This is a genomic window from Arthrobacter sp. efr-133-TYG-118 (assembly GCF_030209755.1).
In the GTDB taxonomy this organism is placed as follows: domain Bacteria; phylum Actinomycetota; class Actinomycetes; order Actinomycetales; family Micrococcaceae; genus Arthrobacter.
Window position 1 is genome coordinate 26,812 of the sequence record NZ_JARVRH010000012.1, and the last position, 14,765, is coordinate 41,576.

Consider the following 14,765-nt stretch of genomic DNA (forward strand, 5'->3'; position numbering starts at 1 on the left):
GTGAGCGTTCGGGAAAAGGCCCTCATATGTGAGCGAGCGTTCGGGGGGGCTAGGCCTCGGCCTTCCGGTCTTCGATCAGCTTCCGCACCTGCGGGAACAACGGATGCGACGGCGGCAGGTCCGTGATGCGCTCGACCGCCTCGGCGGCGTCCATCTCGGCGAGCATGCGGGCGAGTTCCACTGCTTCGTCATCTGCCCCGTCGTCGAAACGCAGGGCAGCGGACATCGCGTCGAGCAAGGCAACGGGAGTGACTCCGCGCTCGGCGAGCTCCGCGGCCGGGCCGATGAACCGCTCGTGCCTGCCCAGCTTGCGGAGCGGCGCACGGCCCACCCGGGTCACGGTGTCCGGGAGGTACGGGTTGGTGAAGCGGGACAGGATCTTCTGCACGTACGCTTCCTGCTCAGCTTCGACGAAACCGTGTTTGGCCACGAGAAGCTGCTTGGTCTCCTCCAACACTGCCCGCACCCGGGCGGCCACGGAAGCGTCGGCCATGGCGTCGGAAATCTTCTCCAAACCGGCGCCATAGCCGAAGTACGCTGCCGAGGCGTGTCCCGTGTTGACGGTGAAAAGCTTCCGTTCGATATACGGACCGAGCTCGTCCACGAAGGTCGCGCCGGGGATCACCGGCACCTCCCCCGCGAACGGCGTCCGGTCGATGACCCACTCGTAAAAGGTTTCCACGGTGACGTCCAGGCCTTGGCCCGACGCCTGGTTGGGGACAATCCTGTCCACCGCGGTATTCGCGAACACCGCCGCAGAGGAAAGGTCACCCGCGGCACCGTCCCAAGCGGCTTCCACTTCGGAGTGCAGGAGGTCCGTGGCATTGATTGCGTTCTCGCAAGCCATAACCTGCAGCGGAGCCAACGACGGCGAGCGGCCGGCGATGCCCCGCGCGATCACCGGGGCCACGAACTTGAGGATGTGCGGCCCCACCGCCGTGGTGACGAGGTCCGCCGTCGCGATTTCCTCGACGACGGCAGCCTCTTCGGTGCCCGAATTCAGGGCCCGGAAACCGGACACGGTCTTGACCGCCGCATTTTCGCCGACCTCGTGGACCTCGTAGGAGGACGCGGAGGCGAGCTGGCTGATCAAGGCATCCGCGACATCGGCGAAGACCACCTCATATCCGGCCTCGTGCAGCAGCAAGCCGACGAATCCCCGTCCGATGTTTCCTGCCCCAAAATGGACTGCCTTCACTATGCGTTGACCTTTCCGAACAGATCCAACACTTCCTGCACCGACGTGGCTTGCTCAAGCTGGGCCACTTGCGCCTTGTCCGTGAAGATCTTGGCGATGGATGACAGGATGTGGAGGTGCTCGTTGTTGATGCCGGCGACGCCGACGACGAACTTGACCTGCTTGCCACCCCAGTCGATGCCCTCGGGGTAGCGGACGATCGACACACCGGAGTGCAGGATGTGGTCCTTGGCAGCGTTGGTTCCGTGCGGGATGGCCAGGAAGCTGCCCATGTAGGTGGATACGGATTCCTCGCGCTCATGCATGGCGTGAATGTAGCCCATGTCCACGGAACCGCGGTCCAGCAGGAGCTTGCCTGCCTCGTCGATTGCCGAGTCACGGTCCGTGGCGGTGCCGTTGAGGATCACGCTTTCGGCGAGCAGGACTTCTTTGCCCCCGACGGCGGCGGCCGGCTGGGCGGCGTGGGCGCCGGCGGCCGGTTCGGCGACCGCCGTCGAGCCCTCAGCGCCGGATCCGGCGTTGCTGCTCTTGACCAGTTCCACGATCTCCTCGTACCGGGGACTGTTCATGAAGTTGTCCACGGAGACGTGCACGGCGCTGGAGGTGACCGGCCGGGCGCGTTCTGTCAGGTCCTGGTGCGTCACCACGACGTCGTAGGTATCGCTGAGGTTGGCAATGGCGGAATTCGTGACCTTGACGTCCGGGAAACCGGCCGCCTTGATCTTGTTGCGCAGTACCGAGGCACCCATGGCACTGGAACCCATCCCGGCGTCGCATGCGAACACGATGTTCTGGATGGGCTTGGTCAGGACAGCAGTGCTGCCTGAGCCCACGAGAGCCGAAGCTACGGAGCTCTTCTTGCCCTTCATTTCCTCCATCTTGGAGGTGGCTTCGCCAAGGTCGACCTCATCGCTGTGGTGCGTGGTCCGGAGAATCAACGAGGAGACGAGGAACGAAACCGTTGCTGCCAGGATGACCGATAGGATGACGCCCACATAGCTGTCGCGGGATGTCTGCGCAATGACGGCGAAGATGGATCCCGGGGCTGCGGGAGCCACGAGGCCGGAGTTGGTGATTGCAAGAGTCGCAATGCCTGTCATGCCACCAGCGATGGTTCCGAGGATCAGCAGCGGACGCATGAGGACGTATGGGAAGTAGATCTCGTGGATCCCGCCGAGGAACTGGATGATGAGGGCGCCGGGTGCCGAGGCCTTGGCCGTGCCGCGTCCAAAGAAAATGTAGGCGAGGAGAAGTCCGGCACCCGGACCGGGGTTGGCTTCAAGCAGGAACAGGATGGACTTGCCTTGGTCGAGCGACTGCTGGATCCCCAGGGGCGTCAGCACCCCATGGTTGATTGCGTTGTTCAGGAACAGGACCTTCGCGGGTTCGATGAAGATGCTGGTGAGCGGAAGGAGTCCGTTGTGCACCAGGAACTGGACGAAGTTGCCCGCAGCCGTGCTGAAGGACTGCACCACGGGCGAAATGCCGAAGAATCCGAACAGGGCCAAAATAGCGCCCCAAATACCGGCGGAGAAGTTGTTCACGAGCATTTCAAAGCCCGCGCGGATCTTTCCGTGCCAGATTGCGTCGATCTTCTTCATGGTCCAGCCACCGAGCGGGCCCATGATCATCGCGCCAATGAACATCGGGATGCCGGCGCCGACAATCACGCCCATGGTACCGATGGCACCGACGACGCCACCGCGGACGTCGTAGACCTTCTTTCCGCCGGTGTAGGCAATCAGAAGCGGAAGCAGGTAGGTGATCATGGGGCCGACAAGGCCCACATTTGGCGTACCGGCGGCGTTGTTGCCGAAGCCACCGAGTTCGGGGACGGGCAGCCAGCCGGTCTTGATGAACAAGGCGGTGATGATGCCCCATGCAATGAAGGCCCCGATATTGGGCATGATCATGCCGGACAGGAACGTTCCGAACTTTTGGACACCAACGCGCACGCTGGTGCGCTGTTTCGCAACTGACGCTGTTGCCATTATGTGAATTCCTAACGTGAGCCCCGCATCAATGCGGGATCAGTCGATAACTATCGAAGGAGGACAGCTTTAGGAGCTGGAGGAGATTCGGTGAAGCCATTCAAGGAAAAGCTTCAGCTCCGAACTGGATAGCTGGTCTGAATGCGAGGCTTGGAGTGCCGCATTCAGCGCGATTGCCGCAACAACAACCGACGACTTGCCGGAGTCGTCTGCTGCGGCGCCACGGGCTGTTTCCGTGGACACGGCGAAAATCATGGAATCCCGGGTCATGGTGGAGAGCTCGAGGTTCCGGTCTTCCAAAGGCTCGGCAATGAGCATGAGCGTAACGCCAACGTTGGCCGCCAGGATGCTTCTGGCCGCCTCACGCGGGGGTACGTTGATCTGCCCGGCGATGGCTGCCTTGCTCAGCATTTCCTCCAGGAGCGACTCGGCATCAGCCACGATGGCCGGCCTGCTTTCCGGACGGATGTTGCCGAACATCACCAAGTAAAGGTGCGGTTGGGTGAGTCCGAACTGGACGTGGTTGTCCCACATCCGCCGGACGTCCTCCAGGGGTTCCCCAGAGGGTGCGAAGTCCCGCTCTCCCGCCACGTACTCCTCGAAGCCGGCTGCAACGACGGCGTCGAACAGCCCCTCCTTGTCGCCGAAGTGGTGGTAAAGCGTGGGCGCCGTGACGCCGGCAAGTTTGGTGATTTGGCGCGTAGAGACCGGTGACCCGTCCGAATTCGCCAGCAACTCGGCAGCTGCACGGAGCAGCCGAGTTTTGGGCGGAAGCTGGTCATCGAAACTCATAGCCGCTACCCTAGCACCTATAGCAACGCTATATGAAGTGAGTCACAGGAGATTTTTTCGGACCCCGAGGCGCCGCAGCCGGTGGGTCCGATCCGAGAGCAGGAACAGAGGATTTCAGTGCAGAATTTCCAAGGAGTAGGCGTCAGCCCGGGCCGCGTCATTGGCACTATCCGTCAGATGCCCAAACCAGTCAGCGAGCCGCCGTCGGGTGAGCAGCTAGCGGCTTCCACCACTGCGGAAGACGCCGTCGCGGGCCTGAAAGCGGCGGCCCAGTCGGTCCACGACGAACTCAAAGCACGCGCGGACAAGGCCAGCGGAGATGGCAAGGCCGTGCTGGAAGCCACCGCGCTCATGGCCAAGGACACCATGCTCCTGAAGTCGGCCACCAAGCTCATCAACAACAACGGCAGCTCCGCCGAACGCGCCATCTGGGAAGCCGGCGCTTCCGTGTCCGAAATGCTCCACAACCTGGGTGGATACATGGCCGAACGCGCCACCGACGTCTTGGACGTCCGCGCGCGGATCGTCGCCGAACTTCGCGGGGTCCCCGCCCCGGGGATCCCGGCGTCGGACAGTCCGTTCATCCTGGTGGCCGAAGACCTCGCGCCCGCCGACACCGCAACGCTGGACCCCGCCATCGTGACAGCACTGGTCACCTCGGGCGGCGGTCCGCAGTCCCACACGGCGATCATCGCCCGCTCGCTCGGCCTCCCCGCCGTCGTCGCGGCCCGCGGAGTGGACGAAATTCCCGACGGCGCCGAAGTCTTTGTGGACGGCGCAGCCGGCTCACTCTCCCTCGAACCCACCGAAGAGCAGCGCGCGGCCGCCCTCGCGTGGGTCGAAAATGCCGCCACCCTGGCGGTTTTTGACGGAAACGGCACGACGGCGGACGGCCACTTGGTGCCCCTCCTCGCCAACGTCGGCGGAGCCAAGGACGCTGCCGCGGCCGCTGCGTTGGGCGCCCAGGGCGTGGGCCTTTTCCGCACCGAATTCTGCTTCCTGGAACGCGACACCGAACCGACTGTGCTGGAACAGGCCGCCGCGTACAGGGGCGTGTTCGACGCCTTCCCGGGCAAGAAAGTGGTGCTCCGGACCCTCGACGCCGGCGCCGACAAACCCCTTCCCTTCCTCACCGACGCCACCGAACCCAACCCGGCCCTCGGTGTGCGCGGCTACCGCACCGACTTCACCACGCCCGGCGTTTTGGAACGCCAGCTTGAGGCCATCGCCATCGCGACCGACGAGTCGGAAGCCGAAGTTTGGGTCATGGCGCCCATGATCTCGACTGCGGCCGAGGCTGCCCGTTTCGCGTCGCTGTGTGGCGCCGCGGGAATCAAGACGCCCGGCGTGATGGTGGAAGTTCCCTCGGCGGCATTGACCTCGGCGTCGGTCCTGCGCCACGTGGGCTTCGCTTCGCTCGGCACCAACGACCTCACGCAGTACGCCATGGCGGCCGACCGTCAACTCGGCCCTCTCGCCGAACTCAACACCCCATGGCAGCCCGCCGTTCTGCGCCTCGTGCAGCTGACTGTCGCGGGCTCGGCCGAAGAGGGCAACGGCAAACCCGTTGGCGTCTGCGGTGAAGCTGCCGCGGACCCGGCCCTCGCCGTCGTGCTCGTTGGCCTGGGCGTGTCCACACTGTCCATGACCGCCCGCTCGCTGGCCGCCGTCGGAACCGTGCTCAAAACGGTGACGTTGGAACAGGCGCAAGAGCTGGCCCGGCTCGCGCTCAGCGCACCCGACGCGCTTGACGCAAAGGCCTGGGTCCGCGCCAAACTGCCGATTCTTGAGGAACTCGGGCTCTGAGCCCGGCAGTACTGTCCTACCTGAACACAAGGAGAAACCATGCCCGAACGCACCGCCACCATCGCCAGCCGCTCCGGATTGCACGCCCGCCCCGCGGCGATTTTTGCCGAAGCCGCGGGAGAATCCCCGGTTGAAGTGACCATCGCGATGGCCGGATCGGCAGCCGATGACGCGCTCGACGCCGCCAGCATCCTTTCGCTCATGACGCTTGGGGCGGCAAAGGGCGACGTCGTGGTGCTTCGGGCGGACGGCGACGGCGCCGACGCTGCCCTGGATTCCCTCGTGACGCTGCTGGAAACAGACCTCGACGCGGAGTAGGTGTCTCCCGCCCGACGCTCGCTCACATATAGCCGCCTTCCATCCGACGCTCGCTCGTGAACAACACGAGCGTTCGGTCGATTGGGTTCATATTTGAGCGAGCGTCTCGGGGGGTGCCGCTTAGGCGAAGGCGGAGATGCCCGTAATCGAGCGTCCGATAATCAACGCCTGGACAGTCTCCGTGCCTTCATATGTGTGGATGCCCTCTATATCGGCGAAGTGCCGGGCCACGCGGTTGCCCAACAAGATCCCGTTGCCTCCGAGCAAGTCGCGCGCGTTCGAGGCGATGCCCCGGGCAGTGCGTGTGCACGTGAACTTCGCGAGCGCCGCCTGCGCGGGCGTCAGCACACCCTCCTCGTCCAGTCGGGTCATCTGCATGACCATGAGCTGCATGGTGGCGAGCTCGGAGTGCATGCGCGCGAGACGCTCCTGCACAATCTGCGAAGCGGCCAGCGGGCGGCCGAACTGCCGGCGTTGGGCAGCGTACTGCACCGCGGTTTCGTAGCAGGCAGTGGCATGCCCGACGGCGGACCAGGCCACTCCCAGCCTGGTCGCCAAGAGCACCCGGGCCGTGTCCTTGAAACTCCGGGCACCCGGGAGCACGTTTTCCGCCGGGACGAAGACCTTTTCGAGTCGGACGTGTGCCTGCCAGATGGCCCGGAGTGACAGCTTGCCCTCGATGGTCGTGGCGGAGTATCCGGGCGAATCCTGCGGGACAAGGTATCCGTGAACCTGCCCGTCGTCACCACGAGCCCAGACGACGGTCAGGCCGCCGATCGAGCCGTTGCCGATCCATTTCTTTTCACCGTTGAGCACATAACCACCATCGACGGGCGTCGCAGTCGTCTCGAGTCCCACCGAATCGGAGCCGTGCGCCGGCTCGGTCAAGGCGAAAGCACCGTATTCCTCGGCTCGGGAAAGCGCGGGGAGCCAGCGGGCCTGCTGCTCCGGGGAACCACATTCAGCCACGGACCGCAGAGCCAAACCGCCCTGGACCGCGACAACCGTGCCGATGGAGCCGTCCCCGCGGCTCAGTTCCATTGTGACCAGCCCGGCGGCGGTCTTACTCATGGCCGGGAATCCGTCGATGTTGATTCCGTCGCGAAGCAGATCAAGTTCGCCCAGGCGCTTCACCAGGTGCAGCGGGTACTCGGCGCGCTCCCAGTATCCCGTGATGACCGGGAGCACTTCGTCCTGGACAAAGGTCCGCGCGCGGTCCCAGTAAGCGCGGTCTTCGCGGCTGATGTCCTTGAAGACGGAGGCCGGGTCCGGGTCCAGGGATTCGTTCAGGACATACTCGGGCTCCATAGTTCCGGCCGGGAAAACAGCATCCAGTTCTTCGGAAGTGCTGTCGGACGTCGTCGTCATGGGGGAATCCTCGCTCTGGGGTTGCGATCTGCGACTCCTAGCATGCGCTGACACTCAGTTTCATGTCAAGGAACTCGATGTCAGAGGGATTCTGCTGGAACAACCGTTAAGCCAGGGCGTCCCGGACCGCTTGGAGGATCCGTTCCGTGCCCGCTGCCGGATCCAGAACAGCAACCACGACGGCGGGACGGCCGCTTTCCGGACGAGGCGCACCGGCCGCCTGGCTACCCGCCTCGCCGGCTGAAACCCGGGCGAACGTGTCGGCGAGAGTACCCAACTCACGCCCGAGCCGGGCGGCCAGCTCTCGGGCTTCAGCCTCCCGCGCCTCGCGTTCGATACCCTCGACTCCCTCGACGTCTTCGCCAGCTGCGATAGCCCGCAGCCATTGGCGCAGGACGCTGTTGTGCACCGCAACAACCGATGCAGCAAAGGCCACGGCAGTGAGTTCCCGGTTTTCGCCCTCGGGAAGAGCGGAAAGAAGATGATTCCGGAAGGCCCGCTGATAACGATGTGTCATGACCAGTTCACGATCACGAAGGGCAGGCACTTGATGCAGAAGTTCGTAGCGGGCGAGGGAGGTTTTCCTGTTGCCCACGTGGTGGCCGAAAACCAAGAGCGCCGCCTCCAAGACGGCACGTAACGGATCCGCCGTCGTTCCCGCAAGGAGCTCGTGAACCCGCGCCAGAATACGGTCGTGATCGGCGAAAACGATGTCCTCTTTGGATCCGAACTTGCGGAAAAAAGTGCTTCGGCTGATCCCGGCAGCATCGGCGAGGTCGTCCACGGAGGTCGAGTCGTATCCTTGCCGCACCAATAGCTCGATTACCGCGGCCACGGCAGGGCCTGGATCCGGATTCGCAGGGTAGTTGACCATAGGCGTGAATCTAACACGGCAGCGTAACCGCACAGCCTTGAGCGCGGCTAGGCTTCTGCCATGGCATTGATAGCTCCCCGCGTGACGCCTGGCTTGCCCGCGGACGACGCCCGGAACCTGGCTCGCTCGCTCCAGGACAGCAACGACATCACCGTCTTCGTGGACGGCACGGTCCACCGACTGCCGGATGAGGCGAGGGACGCCGTCGTCGACCTCCTTGGCAGGCTGGGCCGAGGCGAAGCGGTGACCGTGAGCAGCGTCGAGGAAATGCTCACGACGTCGAGGGCGGCCGAACTCGCGGGAATCTCGCACACCTACCTGCGGAACATGACCGACCGTGGCGAAATCCCGGTGGAATACCGCGGCACACACCGCCGCATCAGGCTCGCTGACATCATGGCATGGCTGGAAAACCAGAAGAAGACGTCCGCGAGCAACGAGGAAACCACCAGCGAGTAGCGGCAGGCTAGGCGAGGGCCGCCTTGAGCGCCGCGTGGACCCAATCCCGGTAGCGCTCCAGTCCCCAGGCGAAATCCAGCACGAGTGACCGGTAGGTGTCCGGGTGACCCACCGACCAGATCACGGCAGCAGCTTGCTCGTCGCTCATACCGGAAGTCAGTGCCCCACGCCGCCTGAGCGCAGCCGCTGCTTCCGCATAGTTCCGCAGCCGGATTTCGGCCCGGTCCCGCTCCACTTTTGCCGCTTCGGCGTCGACGGCGGAGGCCTGCCTCATGACACTGAACAATTGGCTGCTTCGCGGATGTACCTCGGCGAACCAGTCGGCCAACAACGCTAGGACCGCCGCGGCGTCGGCGGCTGCGGCAGTCCGCTCGCGCATAGTCTCCGGCACCGAGCGGGGAGCATCCGGGCCCGCAGCCGTCGCGTCAACCACGGCCGAGAGCAGCGCAGCCTTGTTACCCACGGAGTTGTAGATGGTCTGGATAGCCACGCCTGCTTGCTCCGCAACGGCCCCGATGGTCGTGGCCACGTATCCCCTGCTCAGAAACAGCTGCCGAGCGGCCTCCACGACGGCGGCCTTGGTCGCGACAGCTTGAGCTAACCGCCTGTCATTGTGTCGGATTTCCACGCGAAAAGAATAGCATTCTAGTGACTAGAATGCTATTCTAATGCCCTCGAACACCTCAGGAGGCTTCGCGATGGACAGCAATGAGCCAGTGGACACCGTAGTTGTGGGCGCCGGGCAGGCAGGGCTCGCCACCGGATTCCACCTCAAGAAGCACCGGCAAGACTTCCTCATCCTGGACTCGCAGGCCCGCGTCGGCGACGTGTGGCGGAACCGGTGGGATTCCTTGCGGCTCTTCACTCCGGCGCAGCACGATTCCCTTCCCGGCATGCCGTTTCCCGCCGCCCGAGGCAGCTTTCCCGGCAAAGACGCCATGGCCGAATACCTCGAGGAGTACGCCAGGAGCTGGGAACTCCCGGTACGTCATGGTGCCCACGTCGTCGGCATCGAGCGGGAGGACGGCCGGTTCCGAGTACAGTCGAGCTCCGGGTCGATCCTGGTCAAGAACGTCGTTGTTGCCACCGGCCCGAACGCACAGCCAAGGATTCCGGCGTTCGCACAGGAGCTGGATCCCGGCATCCACCAACTTCACGGAGCCGAATACACCAACCCGGACTCGGTTCCGCCCGGAGATGTCCTGGTGGTCGGCTCCGGCACCTCCGGCGTCGAAATCGCCCTGGAGCTCGCGCCCACCCACCGCACTTACATTGCCGGAACCCCTCCGTTCCACGTTCCGGCCCCAGTGACGCGATACGCTGGCGGGCTTTGGTGGCTCTTCATCCACAAGGTGCTCAACAGATCTACCCCTGTCGGCCGTAAAGTCGCGGTCGGGTTCACCAAGCACGGCGCGCCCCTGATCCGCGCCTCCATCCGAGAGCTCGACGCCGCGGGAGTCACCCGCCTGCCACGGCTGACGGGGACCCGCGAGGGCCAACCCCTGACTGACGAAGGCCACGCGATTCCGGTGTCCACGGTGATCTGGGCTACCGGCTACCGGCCGGACTTTGGCTGGATCCGAGGACTTCCCGCGGACGAGGACGGCTGGCCCCTCACCTGTCGGGGCGCCGTGGAACAACTGCCGGGACTATTCTTCGTGGGTATGCCGTTCCAATACGGCCTGACTTCGGCCCTCGTGGGCGGAGTCGGCCGCGACGCCGAACACGTCGCAGGACTCATCGCCGGGCAGAATGGAGGGAAACCGGTCATCCCGTCCGTTATTCAAATGTGACTTTGCATGCCGGCTGTTGTACCGTCGAGGTGCGACCCAATCCCCAACTGGGCCGCTTCCGGGTTGACGCCGAGCTCTGCCGCAATCCGGAATCCGCCCGACCCGCGGCAGAGACGGGGGACCCAGAGTCTCCGGGCCTACTTCTCCACAGGCCCTTGGGGTGAAGCCGCCACGTGCGGCCGGACGGCCTCGTCCGAACCCGACAGCTAACCTCGAAGGCGTTGAGAGGCAATCACCATGTCCCCAACCATGGATCAGCCTCGCCGTGCCCAAGTGGCGCGCGAGCGCATCAAACCAACCGGACGTCGTCGGGCCAAAGACAACGAACCGTTCATTGCTGCACCGGCTTCTGAACCTTTGATTTCGACGGCGGCCGCCGCCACCACGGCAACCCCGACGACGGCGGCGCCCACCACGCGCGCGGCCGCCCGCGCAGCCGAACGGAAGAGAGCTTCCCAAGCCAGGGAAACCGCGTCCATTCCGACAGTGGCTACTCCGACGGTGGCTGCCGAGACGGCAGAGCCAGCGACCACCGCCATTCCGACCGTGACTGCTCCGACAGTGGCCCCCGCGACAGCAGAGCGGGCCAACACCGAGGAGGCAGCCACAACGGCACTCCCGCCGGCACCCCGTGCCGCCGTTGGTCCGGCGTCGTTCACCGGCTCATCGTTCAGCCGCGAACCGCACGCCGTCCTTAAGAAGGCTGCCGCCGTCCGGACGATGAGCAACCGAATGGCCGTGGTGACGGGTGCCGTAGGCATCTTGTTGGCGGCGGCTTCGGTTAGCCAGGCTCTTGAGTTGCCCTTCTTTGGCCAGGAAACACAGACGCAGGACGCTACTAGCGCGGATAGCCAAGACTCCACGCAATCCGGTGCTCCTTCCACGACGGCAAGCATTTCACCCAGCCCCGCAGCATCACCTTCGGCAGCTACCCCAAGCGCCAAGTCCGGCCAGACCGCAGCGGACCCGGCGCAACATTCGCCGCAAGGACCCGCCGCCGTCGGACCGTCGAGTGTCTCGGCGCCGTCGATCTCCGTCCAGGTTCCTGCCGTCCCGTCAGCACTGCCCCCAAGCCTCACCCCGGTGCCTGTTCCGTCCAATCCGGTTCCGGCCCAGCCGGTGCCAGCCCCCAGCCCCGGTCCGACCGGACCAACGAGCCCCACCCCGACGCCGGATCCGACGGACCCAGCGTCTCCGACGCCCGCGCCCACTGGTTCTTGGAAGCCGCGGAACCCACCGAGCCCTACTCCCACGCCACAGCCCACGCAGTCGGGCGTTGATCTTGGGTCGATTTTGGACGCAGCAACCAAGGCCCTGCAGTGAGGATGGGACAGCATCGAACACTTGCCGTTGAGTGGCACGGGCGGTGCTGCGGGCACACCCGGACGCAGATCGTTCAGCACCGCCCGGACCGCTGGCGCTGCAGCCTTCAGCTGAGGCAATTCAACAAGTAGGCCAGCGCGCGGCTTCCGGTACCAGCGGCTTCAAATCCGCGGGCGGCCCGCCCAGCGGCGTGCTTTGAGCGTTGCATGGAGTTCGAGCCGCGTTGCGCCATTCAACGGATCTGCGCCGATGAGCTGGCGGACCCTGGCGAGCCGGTTGTAGATGCTGCTGCGGTGCAGGTGGAGCTTCGCGGCCACGTCCTGCACCGAGCCGTCGCTGTCGTAAAGCAATTCGAGCACGGGCAGCAGCTCGCCGTTGCGGTCCGCATCCTCGATCTCTTGGAAATGTGCCGAGATCGAATCGTCCCAGCCACCGGGCGCCTGTAGTCGTTCGAACAACTGGTAGATCCCGGCCGAGCGGCTGTCCACGAGCTCGCCGAGTGGAGGATCGACGGCGGCAGCCTGGGCCGCGAGCTTCGACTGTCGGTAGGCCCGGCCCAGCTGGCGGATGACTGAAAACGGCTCGCTGATGCCGAGTATGACCCGGTCCACCTTCCGGCCGGCGCGCTTGGCGAGTTCCAGCTGATAATGAACCAGGACTTGGGCATGCACTGCCCGTCCGCCCGTTTCGCGGAACAACAGGACCGAGTGCGTCTCGGTGCCAGCGCTGAAAAGCACGGAATCGACCCCGATAGTTGCCTGCAGCGCGGCGGAGCGGTGCGTCAGGGTCGCCGCTATCGGATCCGAGACGCCGCCACTGTCCTCCGCGTCGAGCACGGTAACCAGCTGCCACGGTCCTCGGCCTTGGATCTCCTTCCAGCCTGCCACGGCCGCCACCGCATTGGACTCGCCCTGGCAGGCAGCCAGGAATTCCTGCTCACGACGGCGCCGGAACTCCGATTCGGCAGTATTGGAATCGAGCAGCAACCCCGCGAGCAGGTCCAGCTCGTCCCGGACGCCCGGCAACTCGGCGAGTATCGCCGTCGCGGTCTGCTCGTCAAGGTCTTGCTGGACCCAGAGGTACCCCACACGGAATCCGCGCACCAGCAGGGGGACGCAGACGCGTCCCACCATCCCGAGTTCTTCATTGGCGGGCACGACGACGGGACGCACCGCGGTGGAGATGCCGTGCGAGAGCTGCCACGCACTGACGTCCACCGGGACCCGTTTGCTCAGGAGGAAATTCACGCGCACACGGTCGGCGTGGGACTGGTTGGAACTGTAGGCAAGCAGCACGCCGTCGAGGTCTTCCAGCGAGAGTCCGCGGCCCAATTTGAGTGCGACGTCCTCGACGATTTTCTCCACGTCTTGCTGCATGGAGAAAACACTACTTGCCCCACGAACATCAGGCGACACCTGACGCTCCCTGGCTCGACAAATGTCGAGTCGAGCAAGGTGAAAACCCCGGAATTCCGGGGAAGTCAGCCACGGCGGCAATCACCTTTCCTGTCGCCTGGCTCACAGCGGATTTATTCTGGAAGCACAGTCCCCCGCAGAAAAAAGGCCGTTGAAGCCTTTCGAACATGGAGCCCAAAATGATCATCGGTGTCCCCAAAGAGATCAAGAACAACGAATTCCGCGTTGCCATCACAGCCGCGGGCGTTCACGAGTTCCGCACCCACGGCCACACTGTGTTGGTGGAACGAGGCGCAGGCCTGGGCTCCGGTATCACGGACGAGGAATACGCGGTTGCCGGTGCGGAGATCGTGGCCGAAGCCGACGACGTCTGGGCACGCGCTGACATGGTCATGAAGGTCAAGGAACCCATCAAGGCCGAGTACCACCGCTTCCGCAAGGGCCTGATCCTCTTCACCTACCTGCACCTGGCCGCCGAGGCCGAGCTGACCCAGGAACTCATCAACTCCGGCGTCACGGCCATCGCCTACGAAACCGTCCAGGACGGCCGCGCTCTGCCCCTCCTGGCGCCGATGTCCGAGGTCGCCGGCCGCCTGTCGGTCGTCGTCGGCGCTTCCTCCCTCATGGCTCCCGCCGGTGGCAAGGGTGTGCTGCTGGGCGGCGTCCCGGGTGTCCGCCCGGCCAAGGTCGTTGTCCTCGGCGCCGGTGTTGCCGGTACCAACGCCGCCGCCATGGCCCTTGGCCTGGGCGCCGATGTCACCATCATGGACATCAACATCAACCGCCTCCGCGAACTGGATGCCCTCTACCAGGGCCGCCTGAAGACGGTCGCTTCCAACGCGTACGAGATCGAGAAGTCCGTGGTCGACGCCGACCTCGTCATCGGTTCCGTGTTGATCCCGGGCGCCAAGGCCCCCAAGCTTGTCACCAACGAGCTGGTTTCCCGCATGAAGCCCGGCTCCGTGCTGGTGGACATCGCCGTGGACCAGGGCGGCTGCTTCGAGGACACGCACCCCACCACGCACCAGGAACCCACGTACAAGGTCCACAACACGATCTTCTACTGCGTCGCGAACATGCCGGGCGCCGTTCCGAACACCTCCACCTACGCTCTGACCAACGTCACGCTGCGCTACGCGGTGTCACTGGCCAACCTGGGGGTCAAGGCCGCATTCGACCGCGACCCTGCCCTGGCCGCCGGCCTCAACATCGCCGCAGGCAAGGTCACGCACCGCTCGGTCTCCGAGGCGCACAACCTGCCCCTCGTCGCCGACTGGCACAACCTGGTTTCGGCTTAGTTTCACTCGGCCGCTGACGGGCGCGGCTTAGCGACCCCGACGGCGGGGTGCGGCTTCCATGGAAGCGGCACCCCGCCGTCGTAGGCACTCTTGGGTACGGGACGGGCCGCACTCTCCCCGCCTGAGCTCC

13 protein-coding genes and 1 riboswitch are annotated in these 14,765 nt (G+C 64.9%); of the genes, 5 read left to right on the plus strand and 8 right to left on the minus strand.

Annotated features, from left to right (window positions below):
- Positions 1 to 49 precede the first annotated feature (49 nt).
- From QRN59_RS11005 to QRN59_RS11015, 3 genes are all read right to left on the minus strand, one after another.
- Entirely contained in the window at positions 50 to 1,198 is a 1,149-nt protein-coding gene (locus tag QRN59_RS11005) for a mannitol-1-phosphate 5-dehydrogenase (RefSeq protein ID WP_284982566.1), read from the minus strand.
- Positions 1,198 to 3,189 (minus strand): PTS mannitol transporter subunit IICBA, encoded by a 1,992-nt coding sequence (locus QRN59_RS11010; protein ID WP_284982567.1) that lies wholly within the window; start codon positions 3,187 to 3,189, stop codon positions 1,198 to 1,200. The genes QRN59_RS11005 and QRN59_RS11010 overlap by 1 nt, the downstream gene beginning before the upstream one ends.
- Before the next feature lie 69 nt (positions 3,190 to 3,258).
- A complete protein-coding gene (locus QRN59_RS11015; RefSeq protein WP_234751842.1) occupies positions 3,259 to 3,981 on the minus strand; it encodes a TetR/AcrR family transcriptional regulator in 723 nt (240 codons plus the stop codon).
- 117 nt (positions 3,982 to 4,098) lie between these two features.
- On the opposite strand from QRN59_RS11015, the gene ptsP reads away from it, so the two are divergent.
- Both ptsP and QRN59_RS11025 read left to right on the plus strand, forming a co-directional pair.
- The gene (gene ptsP / locus QRN59_RS11020; RefSeq protein WP_284982568.1) at positions 4,099 to 5,787 is read left to right on the plus strand and encodes a phosphoenolpyruvate--protein phosphotransferase; all 1,689 of its coding nucleotides are present in this window, start codon (positions 4,099 to 4,101) and stop codon (positions 5,785 to 5,787) included.
- Positions 5,788 to 5,826: 39 nt separating this feature from the next.
- The gene (locus tag QRN59_RS11025) at positions 5,827 to 6,105 is read left to right on the plus strand and encodes an HPr family phosphocarrier protein (protein ID WP_284982570.1); all 279 of its coding nucleotides are present in this window, start codon (positions 5,827 to 5,829) and stop codon (positions 6,103 to 6,105) included.
- Positions 6,106 to 6,225: 120 nt separating this feature from the next.
- Here the strand turns inward: QRN59_RS11025 and QRN59_RS11030 are convergent, their stop codons facing one another.
- A complete protein-coding gene (locus QRN59_RS11030) occupies positions 6,226 to 7,473 on the minus strand; it encodes an acyl-CoA dehydrogenase family protein (RefSeq protein WP_284982571.1) in 1,248 nt (415 codons plus the stop codon).
- 106 nt (positions 7,474 to 7,579) lie between these two features.
- Positions 7,580 to 8,347 (minus strand): TetR/AcrR family transcriptional regulator, encoded by a 768-nt coding sequence (locus QRN59_RS11035; RefSeq protein WP_284982572.1) that lies wholly within the window; start codon positions 8,345 to 8,347, stop codon positions 7,580 to 7,582.
- Positions 8,348 to 8,407: 60 nt separating this feature from the next.
- On the opposite strand from QRN59_RS11035, the gene QRN59_RS11040 reads away from it, so the two are divergent.
- Positions 8,408 to 8,806, plus strand: a complete 399-nt coding sequence (locus tag QRN59_RS11040) for a helix-turn-helix domain-containing protein (RefSeq protein ID WP_284982573.1) — start codon at positions 8,408 to 8,410, stop codon at positions 8,804 to 8,806.
- A 7-nt stretch (positions 8,807 to 8,813) separates the two neighbouring features.
- On the opposite strand, the gene QRN59_RS11045 is transcribed toward QRN59_RS11040, so the two are convergent.
- The gene (locus QRN59_RS11045) at positions 8,814 to 9,434 is read right to left on the minus strand and encodes a TetR/AcrR family transcriptional regulator (RefSeq protein WP_284982574.1); all 621 of its coding nucleotides are present in this window, start codon (positions 9,432 to 9,434) and stop codon (positions 8,814 to 8,816) included.
- Positions 9,435 to 9,474: 40 nt separating this feature from the next.
- Between QRN59_RS11045 and QRN59_RS11050 the strand changes: the two genes are divergently transcribed.
- Complete coding sequence (locus QRN59_RS11050) at positions 9,475 to 10,599, plus strand: flavin-containing monooxygenase (protein WP_284982575.1); 1,125 nt, start codon at positions 9,475 to 9,477, stop codon at positions 10,597 to 10,599.
- 84 nt (positions 10,600 to 10,683) lie between these two features.
- Positions 10,684 to 10,834, plus strand: a riboswitch (cyclic di-AMP (ydaO/yuaA leader).
- 19 nt (positions 10,835 to 10,853) lie between these two features.
- Here the strand turns inward: QRN59_RS11050 and QRN59_RS11055 are convergent.
- Both QRN59_RS11055 and QRN59_RS11060 read right to left on the minus strand, forming a co-directional pair.
- Entirely contained in the window at positions 10,854 to 11,810 is a 957-nt protein-coding gene (locus tag QRN59_RS11055) for a hypothetical protein (protein ID WP_284982576.1), read from the minus strand.
- A gap of 273 nt (positions 11,811 to 12,083) precedes the next feature.
- On the minus strand, positions 12,084 to 13,298 hold the full coding sequence (locus QRN59_RS11060) for a PucR family transcriptional regulator (protein WP_284982577.1): 1,215 nt from the start codon (positions 13,296 to 13,298) through the stop codon (positions 12,084 to 12,086).
- Positions 13,299 to 13,516: 218 nt separating this feature from the next.
- Here QRN59_RS11060 and ald point away from each other — a divergent pair, with 218 nt between their 5' ends.
- The gene (gene ald / locus QRN59_RS11065) at positions 13,517 to 14,635 is read left to right on the plus strand and encodes an alanine dehydrogenase (RefSeq protein WP_284982838.1); all 1,119 of its coding nucleotides are present in this window, start codon (positions 13,517 to 13,519) and stop codon (positions 14,633 to 14,635) included.
- The last annotated feature ends 130 nt before the right edge of the window (positions 14,636 to 14,765 follow it).

Bases quoted from the DNA above. Each gene is read 5' to 3' on its own strand.
- QRN59_RS11010 (WP_284982567.1), bottom strand. From the start codon at position 3,189: ATGGCAACAGCGTCAGTTGCGAAACAGCGCACCAGCGTGCGCGTTGGT.
- QRN59_RS11015 (WP_234751842.1), bottom strand. From the start codon at position 3,981: ATGAGTTTCGATGACCAGCTTCCGCCCAAAACTCGGCTGCTCCGTGCA.
- QRN59_RS11025 (WP_284982570.1), top strand. From the start codon at position 5,827: ATGCCCGAACGCACCGCCACCATCGCCAGCCGCTCCGGATTGCACGCC.
- QRN59_RS11030 (WP_284982571.1), bottom strand. From the start codon at position 7,473: ATGACGACGACGTCCGACAGCACTTCCGAAGAACTGGATGCTGTTTTC.
- QRN59_RS11035 (WP_284982572.1), bottom strand. From the start codon at position 8,347: ATGGTCAACTACCCTGCGAATCCGGATCCAGGCCCTGCCGTGGCCGCG.
- QRN59_RS11040 (WP_284982573.1), top strand. From the start codon at position 8,408: ATGGCATTGATAGCTCCCCGCGTGACGCCTGGCTTGCCCGCGGACGAC.
- QRN59_RS11050 (WP_284982575.1), top strand. From the start codon at position 9,475: ATGCCCTCGAACACCTCAGGAGGCTTCGCGATGGACAGCAATGAGCCA.
- QRN59_RS11060 (WP_284982577.1), bottom strand. From the start codon at position 13,298: ATGCAGCAAGACGTGGAGAAAATCGTCGAGGACGTCGCACTCAAATTG.
- ald (WP_284982838.1), top strand. From the start codon at position 13,517: ATGATCATCGGTGTCCCCAAAGAGATCAAGAACAACGAATTCCGCGTT.